At 37.3% G+C, this 12,857-nt stretch carries 11 protein-coding genes and 1 pseudogene; 8 read left to right on the forward strand and 4 right to left on the reverse strand.

The window, feature by feature from the left end:
- Positions 1–164: 164 nt before the first annotated feature.
- Positions 165–764: a DedA family protein gene (locus C8270_RS04930; protein WP_106495764.1), complete on the forward strand. Its 600-nt coding sequence runs from the start codon at positions 165–167 to the stop codon at positions 762–764.
- Positions 765–984: 220 nt separating this feature from the next.
- A complete protein-coding gene (locus tag C8270_RS04935) occupies positions 985–3,360 on the forward strand; it encodes a polyprenyl synthetase family protein (RefSeq protein WP_442785790.1) in 2,376 nt (791 codons plus the stop codon).
- 925 nt (positions 3,361–4,285) lie between these two features.
- Here C8270_RS04935 and C8270_RS04940 read toward each other — a convergent pair.
- The 4 genes and pseudogenes from C8270_RS04940 to C8270_RS20385 all read right to left on the reverse strand — a co-directional run bounded on the left by C8270_RS04940 (position 4,286) and on the right by C8270_RS20385 (position 7,874).
- Positions 4,286–5,662: pseudogene (locus tag C8270_RS04940) on the reverse strand (ISLre2 family transposase).
- Between the two features lie 280 nt (positions 5,663–5,942).
- On the reverse strand, positions 5,943–6,638 hold the full coding sequence (locus C8270_RS04945) for a CPBP family intramembrane glutamic endopeptidase (protein ID WP_106495766.1): 696 nt from the start codon (positions 6,636–6,638) through the stop codon (positions 5,943–5,945).
- Positions 6,639–7,066: 428 nt separating this feature from the next.
- Positions 7,067–7,702 carry an FAD-dependent oxidoreductase gene (locus C8270_RS04955; protein ID WP_325034797.1) on the reverse strand — a complete coding sequence of 212 codons (636 nt, stop codon included), beginning with the start codon at positions 7,700–7,702 and terminating at the stop codon, positions 7,067–7,069.
- Positions 7,683–7,874 carry an NAD(P)-binding domain-containing protein gene (locus tag C8270_RS20385; RefSeq protein ID WP_234028477.1) on the reverse strand — a complete coding sequence of 64 codons (192 nt, stop codon included), beginning with the start codon at positions 7,872–7,874 and terminating at the stop codon, positions 7,683–7,685. Before C8270_RS20385 ends, C8270_RS04955 begins: the two co-directional genes overlap by 20 nt.
- Positions 7,875–8,066: 192 nt before the next feature.
- Between C8270_RS20385 and C8270_RS04960 the strand changes: the two genes are divergently transcribed.
- From C8270_RS04960 to C8270_RS04980, 6 genes are all read left to right on the forward strand, one after another.
- A complete protein-coding gene (locus C8270_RS04960; RefSeq protein WP_106495768.1) occupies positions 8,067–9,308 on the forward strand; it encodes a Fic family protein in 1,242 nt (413 codons plus the stop codon).
- 99 nt (positions 9,309–9,407) lie between these two features.
- Positions 9,408–9,554, forward strand: coding sequence for a hypothetical protein (locus C8270_RS20240; RefSeq protein WP_199794643.1), 147 nt, complete (start codon positions 9,408–9,410; stop codon positions 9,552–9,554).
- 286 nt (positions 9,555–9,840) lie between these two features.
- Positions 9,841–10,674, forward strand: a complete 834-nt coding sequence (gene nadC, locus C8270_RS04965; protein ID WP_106495769.1) for a carboxylating nicotinate-nucleotide diphosphorylase — start codon at positions 9,841–9,843, stop codon at positions 10,672–10,674.
- 105 nt (positions 10,675–10,779) lie between these two features.
- Positions 10,780–11,739: a quinolinate synthase NadA gene (gene nadA, locus C8270_RS04970; protein WP_106495770.1), complete on the forward strand. Its 960-nt coding sequence runs from the start codon at positions 10,780–10,782 to the stop codon at positions 11,737–11,739.
- A 155-nt stretch (positions 11,740–11,894) separates the two neighbouring features.
- Positions 11,895–12,119, forward strand: a complete 225-nt coding sequence (locus tag C8270_RS04975) for a DUF1659 domain-containing protein (RefSeq protein ID WP_106495771.1) — start codon at positions 11,895–11,897, stop codon at positions 12,117–12,119.
- 35 nt (positions 12,120–12,154) lie between these two features.
- Positions 12,155–12,370, forward strand: coding sequence for a DUF2922 domain-containing protein (locus C8270_RS04980; protein WP_106495772.1), 216 nt, complete (start codon positions 12,155–12,157; stop codon positions 12,368–12,370).
- Positions 12,371–12,857 lie beyond the last annotated feature (487 nt).

Below are 12,857 nucleotides of genomic sequence, written 5' to 3' on the forward strand. Positions count from 1 at the left end.
ATCTGCCCTGTAGGAGAACTATCTGCGCTCGTGGGAAACCATCTGCCGTGACAGAGAACTATCAGCGCTAGCGGGAAACCATCTGCCCTCACGAGAAATTATCTGTAGTAAAGGAAGGCTCGCTGACGGTGTTGTTTTTATTCTTATAAATGTAGGGAGGAAATATGGAAGATTGGTTAATCGAAATTATAAATGAATATGGCTATATGAGTATTGTATTTTTAATTGCAATCGAAAATATCTTTCCCCCAATACCTTCTGAAGTAATTCTTACGTTCGGAGGATTTATGACAACTACATCTAACCTAAGTATTATTGGTGTCGTTATTTCTGCAACAGCAGGTTCAGTTATTGGAGCGATCGTTCTATACATAATTGGATTGCAACTGGGTGGAGAAAGACTGGAGAAGATCGTTAACAGATGGGGGCATATTATTCGTTTGAAAGTCGATGATATTCACAAGGCATTTACATGGTTTGACAGATATGGCCTGTGGACGGTTTTCTTTTGCCGTTTTGTTCCTCTCATTCGTAGTTTAATATCCATTCCTGCTGGTATCACGAAAATGAAAACAGGTTTATTTCTTCTGTTTACAATATTAGGAACTTTAATTTGGAATATTGCCCTTGTTTGGTTAGGTGCATCAGTTGGAACCTCCTGGGAAGCGATTGTCGGTTATATGGATATTTATTCAGATGCAATTTACGCGATGTTGTTTTTAATCGTAATTGGTTTGTATATTTTTGTTAAAAGAAGAAGATAAGTTAGAGTTCAATTGGAGGAGTGTCCACTTGGCCTGAATAAAAAATGCACATAGTCTGAGAGTCTTGTCAGGTATAAATGGGGTTTCACGGCATACAATTTTTATTACGATATATGCATATTTGGGCTAAATCTTCCTGCAATAATGGGCAGTATACTCCCCGCTAGATGGCCATTTGTTACAACAAAAATATTAAAGAACATAAAGTAGAGGAATGTATATGATTAAGGAAAATGCAATAAATGCTGATGCATGCTATTCCCATGCAGAGCGGAGGGCGATGAATTATTTTAATACACTTTATGATCAAGTCAAACAAAAGACTTATGCCTCTACCCTAACACTGGATATAAATTTGTGGAAAAAGAGTCACATTCACCATTATCCATTCATATCCCTTTTTTCACGTAGAAAGGATAGTTCAAAAGGGTATCATGACTATATCAAGTGGTTGAATTATGCAGGAAAACTAGATGATTACCTGGATCGTAGTATTTCCTATATTTTGATGAGAGATATGGGGAAAGACTTAAGCACACCTGAAACACAGACGAAAGTTAGGGATGTAGTCAAAAACTTAAAAACACAACTGATTGATTCCAGTGAAAAAGGTGAAGCAGACGCTGGGATGTTTGGCATGGATTGGTTATATAAATCGGCTCAGAAAGATGGTATTGAAACCACCATGATTTGTTTAATTGATAAACTTAAGATTGTTTCTTCCCACATTCCAGAAGAAATTGATGCTGATCGGGCCAAGGTAAAATTAATTAAAATCATTGCTGGTGTTGTAATGAATGAACTTGACGAAATTGGGGATGACATACCACCAGAAGAACGCACGCAACGGCTGGATAAAGCAATTAGGCTAGGTTATGCTTATGGGCTGACATACCCCTTCATTGATGATCTATTAGATAGCAAAGTATTATCAGCGGAAGAAGAGAAGCGATATTCTGATATGATACGTACCACACTGATTACCGGATCTGTACCCGGCTTGGGCAATTGGGATGGAAAGAATAAGGAATTAATTCATTTTGTACACTCTGAATTGAAAAGTGCCTTTGAGTATATAAAGGATCACCAGCCTGAAGCGACAAAAAACAACTTTTTGGAGCAGGCTTATGTTTTTTTCCGTTCGCAGGAAGTGGACCGATTAAAGGATTTAACGAATCAATCCTACACGAATGAGGAACTTTATATCCCTGTCATATTGAAATCTGCTTCATCCCGATTAATTGTCCATTATATTACAAATGGACCAAAGGAAGAGGAATTTATCAATCGGACATTTTATTATGGTATTTATAATCAGCTATCTGATGATTTGACGGACATGTTCAGTGATCTGGAGGAAGGTTCGGTAACACCTTACACCTATTATTATAACTATCATACTCAGCGCCCGGATTTAATTAACCCATTTGAATTATACTGGGCGGTTGTCTGCAATTTAATTCATAACGTCTATCATGCAGACCCCAAGAGTCGTGAGGTAATATTGAATCGAGCAATAAATAGCCAGAAACGGTTAAAGGAGAATTTTGGGGCAGAAAAGTACAAAGAGATAATGGAACTTTTTGCTGCGGATATTCCAGAGTTTAATAAACTGATCCAGAAGATGGTTAGAAAAGCGGACGATGTCAATTTCTTTGATAAACTGATTCGGGACCATATGATAACAACTATGAAAAATGAAAGTAAGCAGAGGAAGCGATTTTCGGAAACGATTAAAACGGTGCGTCATCAAATCAATGATATTTTGAATATCCCTAAATCTGATGGGATTGCTTCTGTGGGTGAACCTATTATCGATGCAGCCAATTACAGTTTAAATGGTGGTGGAAAACGACTCCGCCCAATCGTCACTTGGATGATGGGTGTGAATGAATATGGGTTAAAGCGCTCAGCAATTGAACCACTAATTAAATCACTAGAATACATGCACACAGCATCGTTAATTTTTGATGATCTTCCAGCGCAGGATAATGCGTCCATGCGCAGGGGGCGTCCAACAATACATCAAGTGTATAATACGAGCGTTGCCGAATTAACGGCTCTCTTTTTAACCCAGAAGGCTATAGAAGAGCAAACATCGCTTGATGAATTCGATCCGAAGACAGTGCTTCGGTTGATTCAATATACCGCGAAATCAACAGAGGACATGTGCAGGGGACAAATGATGGATCTGAATGCCAAGGGGAAACAATTAACATTAGACCAGCTAAACATGATTTGTTTTTATAAAACAGGGATCGGATTCGAAGCTTCCCTTGTCATGCCAGCAATTCTCTCTCAAGCAAATGAAAGTGAAATTGCAGCTTTAAAAAAGTTCTCCTATCATTTTGGCATAGCTTTTCAAATTAAGGATGATTTACTTGATGTTGAGGGAGATGTTAACTTACTAGGAAAATCAATTGGAATCGATGCTGAAAATAACAATTCAACGTTTGTGTCTATCTTAGGTTCAGAAGGTGCTAAGAAGGCAATGTGGGATCATTATTGTCTCGCGATGGAGGCCTTACAAAAGGTGCCTCGCAATACAGCGTTTCTAAAATATTTATTAGATTATAGTATTAGCAGGGATCATTAGGGGTAAGATATTTCTTTGATGAATAAGATTAACATTAGGATACATTTATTCATACATCTGAGTCTACAATTGTAAAGGAGAGGTTACATAATTCCTCTCCATTTCGTTATTTTACACTACAAGCCGAATACGAATATTGATTAGCCCTTTTTTGGTAACTAGGTCAATTGATTATACCCATAAGAATGTACTACTCTTGTCATCTATTTTATCAGGTATTTCCACAAGGCTTACCATTTGTTGCCACCGAGTTTAACCAAAGGATAAAAAGGCCAAATCCCTCGTTCTTTAAGTGAGGGGTTTGGCTTATGATCTTCTACAAACGCTCCATTGATGCTATTTGAATAAAAATAACCTAGTAATTAAAGTATAAATGATAGCAATATGATATAATAAAATATAATAGACTGGCTTCGCATGAGGGGTTGGTGGCACTGTCGCTCGTCGGTAGTCAACGGTTAAGAGACTTCCCGGGGAGGGAGGTGTTGCGAATGGAAATGACACATGTACTAACGCTTATGATATCCTTCGGGATGTTGGTGGCGTTTATAATGTCGGACCATAAAAAATAACCCCTCCTATGCGTTTGAGTGGCGCTGAGGGATTATTTTTTCCTAAATGCTGCCTGCCCCTCTTGATGGGGTTCAGTCTATTATGACCGTTCCATGCACCAGCATGGGCGGTCTTTATTAGTGTATGCACTTATTATCCTTCTATGTTAATTATACCACGAAATCAATGTTTGTACACATTTTATTTATTATTTGTTTGTGTCAAGTTTTTCTCGACATAGCTATAATACCAATATTTCCAGCACTCTATTTTTGTACGCTTCTTTCGGCTACCGCACGACACCTGTCGCTTGGTGGCCCTGATTTCCATGAAACGTTCTAAAAACCAAGAACGTTTCACAAAAATCAGGGTGTTATTTAAGAATCTTTCTTAGATTTCCAATAGCTGACGAGTTTGCATCATATAGGCTTACTGTACCCTGTTTCGCGCCAATTGAAGGACGTACAGGCTGTTTTAAAATCTGTGACATCCGAACTACCTGTTTTACTTCACGCTGTTTTCTTGCGCTTCTGTTTTGGTTTTTTAAGTATGCATCACGTAGGGTTTGATTCAGTATGCCCTGTTTCACTTTCACCATGGCCTCTCCGCCTTCTTTACTCCAATGCATGCCCCTTTTCTTCATGCGGAAAGAGATATGTCGCTGATTGGATTCCATCGCCCCCAGGCTTCATGCATCGGCTGGCGGATTTTCTACTTTCTCTCTCCAGTCAAAAATTCGATCCCAATTATTCACGATATAAGTCCGAAATGTATTTACTTTTTCAATTTCCTTTTTGCCTTCTAGCGTGCTTTCATATGTGTCTAGCCATAGGGTGAAATTATCGATATTGTGCTCTTTCATCGCCTTTTTGATGGCATCTTTATATTTACTCTTGCCACCACCTAAAGCACGATTTAAAGCTTGTGAAACATGATACGGGTCCAATTGATTTAAAACAGAATATTCGGATTGGGAAAACGCTTCCTGAAACCTCTCAGCAGTGTAACCCAGGCCGCCATCGCTATTTGTCACAACCTGTGTACTTTCTAATGAATAACGGTGGGCAGCAGAGGCCTGAACCTCACTCCAGAAATCTTGCGTTGATTTGGTAGTCATGATTACTTTGGGATCCTTTAGTGATATCCTTTTCCCATTCTTCTCCCAACCCTCATGAATCACCGCATGATGAACCTCAAGGCTCTTTTTCTTCTTCGTTCCTCGAACAAAGACTCCATCAGCCTCCGCATACAAATAATCAACTTTTTTCCCCTCTGGTAAAGAAGCAGCCTCGTCTAACTCAATCACCATTTCCTCATCAGCTTTAGCTTGTATTTCTCCCACACGTTTCACAATACTTCCAACCGTTTGATGGCTAATCGTAACGGGCGTCCATTCGCTCAATATGCGTGCTGATTCACGATACGTACTTTCACTCGCCAATTCGGCCACTTTCACTTCCACCAAAGGACTAAGACGTTGGTGTTTCCTAAATCCCATCCACGCATCAAAAGGATAAGAAGAATCGCCCTTTTCATCACTCATCAATGTATGGCGAAACCGAACTGCACCAAACGTAAATTGAATGGTTTTCCAATCTTCTCTTTTCACCTTCCAGCCTATTTCTTGTTTCTTCTGTTTTACCACCCGATCCAGCGTTGAAAATACTTCACCCAGATGAGAAGCAAACACTTCATACATAAACAATCGAAGACTTTCTTCTATTTCAATTAAATTGTCAGTATCCTTTATTTAGTAGTTGTAATTCTGATATAATATTCCCCGTGAGAAGGTCTCTTTCTGAAATGTATTTGCCCGCAGAAACATACATTTTATGATAGATTGCCTTTTCTTTTTTGGCTATAAAATTGCTTTATATACCCTCAGGAAATATTTTACACATAGTTCTCAACATGACTTCTATTTACCCACCTTATCCTTTCCTGATTACACAAAATTCCGCCCTATATCCGGAACTGACACCGTTTATTAATCAAGAAATGCACCCTTTTATTGAACAATTATAATCCATTTACAAAACGATATTTACAGCAATAACATTTACTCCATTGGTAAACATATGTAAAATAATCGGAGCATAAATACTTCTATATTTTTGATAAAGATAGGCAAACGACAGGCCCATCATAAATAATGCAGGGATGATAAGTGGTATCCCGTGTGCAAGTGTAAATAAAAATGAACTTCCAATCATCGCAACAGGAGCGTTAAATTTGTTTTCCAAAGCTTGTAACAACCCACCCCTAAATATAATTTCTTCCAAAATGGGAGTTAATATGGCATAAGCCAGAAAAACCAAGACAAAAATAAAAGGAGTAAGCTCCATTATTTGTGCAGAACTTTGTGTATCTGGAAGATTACTGCTATCACCGAAAAAAACAACTAAAAAGACTAACTCTACCAAAAAAATAAAAAACCAACATAAAGGGACTTGCCAAGCCAACTTTAATAATTGCTTTTTCTTCAAGGGAATAAAACCCAGTGAATCCCAACCTAAACCATTTTTTCTAAGGAGGTACTTATTAATTGTAAGCATTGTCATAATAAAAAATGGAATGAATATAATACCAACAGAATATAAGATGGTATCCGGATTATCAGGATTACCAAACAAAAATAATATGATAATACCCATTATGGAAATAGCTATTAACCATCCTAAGCTAATTATTATAGTTTTTATTATATCTTTAAAGCTAAATCTCATTACGGAAGTCTCCCTGAATATAGAATATCAACAAATTTTGAATATAAGATTAAACTAAGTCTTCGGGATTCTGTGCATACCATTCTGCAAAGCCACAGTTAGAACATATGAAGGGGTTTATACGGGTGTTTTTTTTATTTTTAAACAGCTGTTCTCCTTGTGGGTTTTTAACGGGTACTCCTTTGAACCCTTGATCAACATAACACTCTATCATTTGACCCCCGCATTTCTCACAGTTCTTTTCACGGTTATTTATCATTTAGATGCTCCTTATCATTAATTGCTTTATTTATTTTACGATAGCTAACTAGTCAAAGTTTCATATTTTATTATTAATCACTTATTGAATTACCTGCATTTAGAAGCTTTAATTCAACTAACAACTAATGCCTGTCCTTATTCCGTTAAATGTCCCTATTGTTGAAGACTTAGCTACTCAATTTATCTATTAAGTACTCTGCGCCTCTGCCAACACCACAAACAAGTGCAGAACCACGAGTGTGTTGCCAAGGTAGTCCAATATAATATAACCCATCAATAGGACTTACACCCCGATTATGTATAGGTCTGCCTTTTTTATCAATTGCTCCATCAATGTGGATCATTTCATAAGATGGAACAAAGCCAGTTGCCCAGATGATTTGATTTACTTTAAGTGTACTACCATCAGAAAAGGTCACCTTTTTCCCGTCAACCTCTGTTACCCGGGGTTTAAGTTTTACCTTCTGACTTTTAATGGCTTGTTTTAATTCCTTTCCAAATATAGGATCATTTCTTTTTTGAAAGAGTCTGCCTCTAATTGTATCCGTACCGGCATATAAAAGTTGAAGTTTCTGTAGCCAATAAAAAAGGCTTTTCCCAAACACTCGTAAAGGAAGGAATTTTAACCTATGTGATATCGCAAGGATGACTTCTCTATCCTCCGACAGTTCTACCGCAATTTGCGCTCCTGAATTACCCCCTCCTACAATCAATACATTTCCACTATTAAGATCTTTAGGTTCGGTATAGGAGGAAGAGTGGATATGTGATAATACATTATCATTATGGATTACGGGTGGTATATAGTTTTTTTAAAAAGGCTCCTGAGGCTACAATTACTTTTCTTGATTGAAGATTTCCACCTGTTGTAAATACGTAAAAATAATTATTTACTTTTTCAATCCCTGTAACCATGGTATTCATTTTGTGAGGCAAATTAAAATGTACTATGTAATCTTCTATGTAATCAGCCATTTCATCCTTTGTTGGATAAGAATTGGGATCACCTTTCAGTTCTTGTCCTGGAAGAGCAGAATATGCAAGCGATAGATGATTTTAATATTATCACATAAAATTAAAAATGGGGCTTTTTTATTGGAAATAGTCCTCGTTTGGTTATATAATTTAAAAAAAGGACAATAATTTAAAATAGGGCAGGTGATAAATGTGAAATACGAGAGACTATCAAAACTTTTTTATAAAAAGGGTAATGAATATTACAAGAATGAACTTGATAAAAGAACAAGTAGTTACGGCAGTTATTTAACATCATTAACGGTAAAAGGATTTCGAAGGGGACAAACATTAAGCGAACCTAACCAGTTATTCTATGTAAATACTCACCAGTTGATGTCTCTAAATAACAAAATATTACTAAATAGTTCAAGGATTTCTTCACTAATTAGCAAATTGCCGAGTTTTGTTATTGAGCCCTATTTCCATAAACTAATAGTCAACGAAGCACAAAGTAATAATGAGATAGAGGGTATCCGTAGTACAAAAAAGGAATTAAAAGAAGTTTTAAGCGATTTAATGAGATCTGAAAAAAAACAAAAACGTTTTAAAGGGTTAATGAAAACATATTTGTTTATCGATCAAATCAAGCCATTCACGGAAATATCCGATTTTAGAAGGCTTTATGATGATTTAGTTTCGGATGAAATTGACAAGGAAAATGCACCTGATGGTGAATTATTTAGAAAAGGGTATGTAGAGATAAATGATGGCACACAAACAACACATATAGGGATAAGTTCTGAGGTGAAAATAATTGAATCATTAAATGCGTTAGTAAATTTTCTTGATGATGAACGACATTCAGAATTATACCGCTACATGGTTGCTCATTATTACTATGAATATATACACCCATTTTATGATGGAAATGGAAGGACTGGGCGTTTGTTAGTGTGTAGTTATTTATCTAGATATTTAGAGAGATATTCTGCTATCACTTTTTCTTATACGGTTAATAGGAATAAATCAAAGTATTATAAAGCGCTTGAGGAAATACCTTCTCCATTAAATAAAGGTGAAATGACGTTTTACTTGATAGATATGCTAGAATTGCTTTCGGCAGGTCAAGAAGGAATTATTGAAGATTTAGAAGTAAACTTATCAAAAATAGAACGAATCAAGGAATATTTTAAAAGTGATAATTGGTCTGAACAAATAGAAGAAGCCAATTTATTACGAATAATGACTTATTTAAGTGTGTTCGTTAATGATGAAGCAAATTTTTCAGTAATTAAGTTAATGGAACTAACCGATAAATCGAGGTATAAAGTAAATAAAATTATGAGTAAATTAGAAGATGATGCCCAAGTGAAATTAACTAGCCAAAGACCAAAAAAATATAAAGTAACGGATGAATTTTTGGAAAGTATTTTAGTCGTTGAAGTAGATTAATCTTATAAGTGTTTGGTACATTTAGAAGGCAAATACAGAGTCTGAATATTGCATGTATCATTGCTTTTCCTATTTTACTTTCACGCTGGAGGTGAACACATGACCAAGCCTTACAAAAACAATAAAAAACCATTGTTATTTTTAATGGCAGCTATCCTCTTCATTGCTGGTTTGGCTGACTTAAAATATAAAGGATTATTTTTTCGACTGTTACCTGATCCAATTAAAGCCTCTTTAGAAAAATAGAAAGAGACGACATGAAAAAATTCCATGTTTCATTCTTAGTCAATGATTTTATGCTCCATAAAGGCAAGTAAATTCGCTTATTAACAAGACTTTTCGTCAAAAGTTATTTTTTGTACGAAAAGTCTTGTTTTAGGTTTAAAAATGTGTAAACATATATGTAAAGACATATGTATATATTGATAATAGCTGATGGGCTCATTTTTTGAAGCAAATTCCGTTTGAAGATGAAGGTAATGTACGTAAATAGTGATTAAACAGAAGTACATAAAGGAAGTGATAATCAATCATGAACACATTAAAACTACGATCGTTAATGGAGCGATTTTTTATGGAAGACCATGGGGAACACGATGTCACAACAGACTCGATTTTTCCAGGCGATGCGAAAGGACAGGTCGTTTTTTGGGCAAAGGAAAATGGCATTTTTTGTGGGGAAGAGGTTGTTAAGATAGGGTTCCACCTTTTGCATTCCCAAATTGACATACAGTTGCTGGTCAAAGATGGGGACCTAATTGAAACAGGTCAACAGTTGGCTATTGTTTCAGGAGAAATTTCAAGTCTTTTAAAAGGGGAACGCGTTATCCTTAACCTTATTCAGCGCATAAGCGGCATTGCGACATTAACTAGAAAAGCAGTGGACACGCTAGATAGTTCTTATACAAGAATTTGTGATACTAGAAAAACGACACCAGGCCTCCGGATGCTTGAAAAACACGCTGTACGCTGTGGTGGTGGCTACAATCATCGATTTGGCCTTTATGATGCAGTCATGATTAAAGATAATCATATTTCGTTTGCTGGCTCAATCAAGCGTGCGGTCGAGCTCGTACGTGAAAATATAGGACATATGGTCAAAGTAGAGGTGGAAACAGAGTCAAAGGCACAAGTAATCGAGGCGATCGAAGCAGGTGCGGACGTAATTATGTTTGATAATTGTACGCCAGATGAAATGAAGGAATATATAAAACTAGTACCTGCTCCTATTATTACGGAAGCGTCAGGTGGCATTCAATTAGACAACTTGGCTTCCTATCGTGATACGAGTGTGCATTATATTTCCCTTGGTTTTTTGACCCACTCGGTTAAAGCTCTTGATATCAGTGCGAAAGTCGTGATATGAAAGCACTCTAAAAATACAAATGACCGCAATAAATGTTAATAGAGGATTCAAAACGACAAGGTATCCAGTTTTAAAATACATGAAGTAGTAGGGAGGAATTTTTAAATGACAGTTACTAAAAGGCAAAGCCGCTTAGTTGAGGAAATTCAAGAATGGAAGGAAAAACGAAATGCCATTTTACTCGCTCACAATTATCAAATTCCAGAAATTCAGGATATTGCTGACGTATTAGGTGACTCCCTAGGTCTTGCGCGTGCAGCAGTTGACACTACTAAAGACGTCATCGTGTTCTGTGGTGTTCACTTTATGGCAGAAACAGCGGCTATATTAAACCCTGAGAAAACCGTGCTTCTTCCAGATCTTGAAGCGGGTTGCTCGTTAGCAGATTCAATTACAGTAGAACAGCTCCGTGAATGGAAAGCGAAACATCCGGGCGCAGTTGTGGTTTCTTATGTCAATACAACGGCAGAAGTTAAAGCAGAAAGCGACTATTGTTGTACCTCGTCCAATGCTGTTGATATCGTTCAATCCATCCCTAAGGAAAAAGAGATCCTATTCTTACCCGATATGTTCCTTGGCTCTTTTGTCAAAAATGAAACAGGTCGTGAAAATATGCATATTTGGATGGGAGAGTGTCATGTCCATGCAGGGATTGAACCATATCAGGTAGATGACGTTTTAACCCAGCATCCAGAAGCTGATCTGCTTGTTCATCCGGAATGTGGCTGCTCTACTTCTAGCATGTACTTAAAGTCTGAAGGGGTACTGCCAAAGAATAAAACTCACATTCTATCAACGGGTAATATGCTTAAGCATTCCAAAAGTTCACAGGCCGATGAATTCATTGTCGCAACAGAGGTAGGAATTATCCATCAGATGGAAAAACAAAACCCTGATAAGCGATTTATGGCAGCCAATCCAGAGGCCGTTTGTCCATTTATGAAAATGATCACACTTGAAAAAGTTTTAGCTGCATTAAAGGAAAACAAGCATGTTATCACAGTCCCCGCCGATACGGCTAAGCAAGCGAAATTGGCTATTGAGCGTATGGTTTCTATTGGTTAGGTTCAGGAAAACGACGTAGGTACAACAATCCATAGAAAAAGAGTCTTAAAAAAGTGTCAGTTTCCAAGAAAAACTGGCACTTTTCAATTTTCAACATCAATGCCACCTTTCACCTTAGTCCATTCGATTGTAATGGTGAAAGGAGGGGATGAAAAATGGCAGTAGCAGAAAAATATGATTCCACACTACGTCTAGTGCTAGATGATGGTGCGGATGTTTTGACTGGGAAACCACTTTATAAAACAAAAAGCTTCAACAATGTCAAAACGGCTGCAACAGCAGATCAGTTGTACGCGATTGCACATGCAATTGCACCATTACAGGAGCGCCCGCTTTACAACATTGAACGTAGGGATAGCTCAGAAATCAGAGATGCATAAGCCTCTCGTAAATAAGGTAGAAGGGAGGGAGAACCATGAAAAAGCTTGAACTTAAATTTTTAAATAAAGAAGGGAAAACAGTTACGTATTCCTTGGAAAAACCCGTTGAACCTGTTGATCCGGCAACAATCAAAAGTGCCATGGACGAAATCATTACTCAAAATGCTTTCACATCAACAGGCGGGGATCTCGTTTCGATCAAGAGTGCACGAATTGTAGAGCGAAATGTTGAGGAAATTGAACTTGGTTAAGGTTGATAGACCCCATTCGAGGTGGGGTCTATTTGGCGTGTTTAAATATAAATGTGTCATGGAACTACTCCAAGGAATGAACTTCAGGAAAAGGATATGTTCATTATTGATCAAGTGGTGGAAACTAGGTGAATTTTCAGTTTCATATCGTCTTGCAAGTACAGAATCACGAGCAATTTTGTAGCTTTTTGAACCGCTAATGACCATACGAACGACCGCCCTATGACCGACAATGTGGACCACACTGCGGGCTACAACGCGGACCACTACCCGGCCTTAAATGATATCCGTGGGCGAAGTATGAACCACAATACGGACCACAGTATGGACCACTATCCGAACCACAGTATGAACCACACTGCGGCCCCATTATTAAACAATACATAAACAAAACTAAAGAAAATAAAACAAAAAGAAATAATTACTGCAGATGCAGATCCATCGCATTTTGCCAAAAAATTTTGATGCCATACATTCGTTTGTCTCC

This window comes from Lentibacillus sp. Marseille-P4043 (genome assembly GCF_900258515.1).
Classification (GTDB): Bacteria; Bacillota; Bacilli; order Bacillales; family Amphibacillaceae; genus Lentibacillus_C.

Coding starts and splice junctions, on each gene's coding strand:
- C8270_RS20240 (WP_199794643.1), top strand. CDS start 9,408: ATGACCAAGCCTTACAAAAACAATAAAAAACCATTGTTATTTTTAATG.
- nadC (WP_106495769.1), top strand. CDS start 9,841: ATGAACACATTAAAACTACGATCGTTAATGGAGCGATTTTTTATGGAA.
- C8270_RS04980 (WP_106495772.1), top strand. CDS start 12,155: ATGAAAAAGCTTGAACTTAAATTTTTAAATAAAGAAGGGAAAACAGTT.
- C8270_RS04975 (WP_106495771.1), top strand. CDS start 11,895: ATGGCAGTAGCAGAAAAATATGATTCCACACTACGTCTAGTGCTAGAT.
- C8270_RS04935 (WP_442785790.1), top strand. CDS start 985: ATGATTAAGGAAAATGCAATAAATGCTGATGCATGCTATTCCCATGCA.
- C8270_RS04930 (WP_106495764.1), top strand. CDS start 165: ATGGAAGATTGGTTAATCGAAATTATAAATGAATATGGCTATATGAGT.
- C8270_RS20385 (WP_234028477.1), bottom strand. CDS start 7,874: ATGGCTGATTACATAGAAGATTACATAGTACATTTTAATTTGCCTCAC.
- C8270_RS04945 (WP_106495766.1), bottom strand. CDS start 6,638: ATGAGATTTAGCTTTAAAGATATAATAAAAACTATAATAATTAGCTTA.
- nadA (WP_106495770.1), top strand. CDS start 10,780: ATGACAGTTACTAAAAGGCAAAGCCGCTTAGTTGAGGAAATTCAAGAA.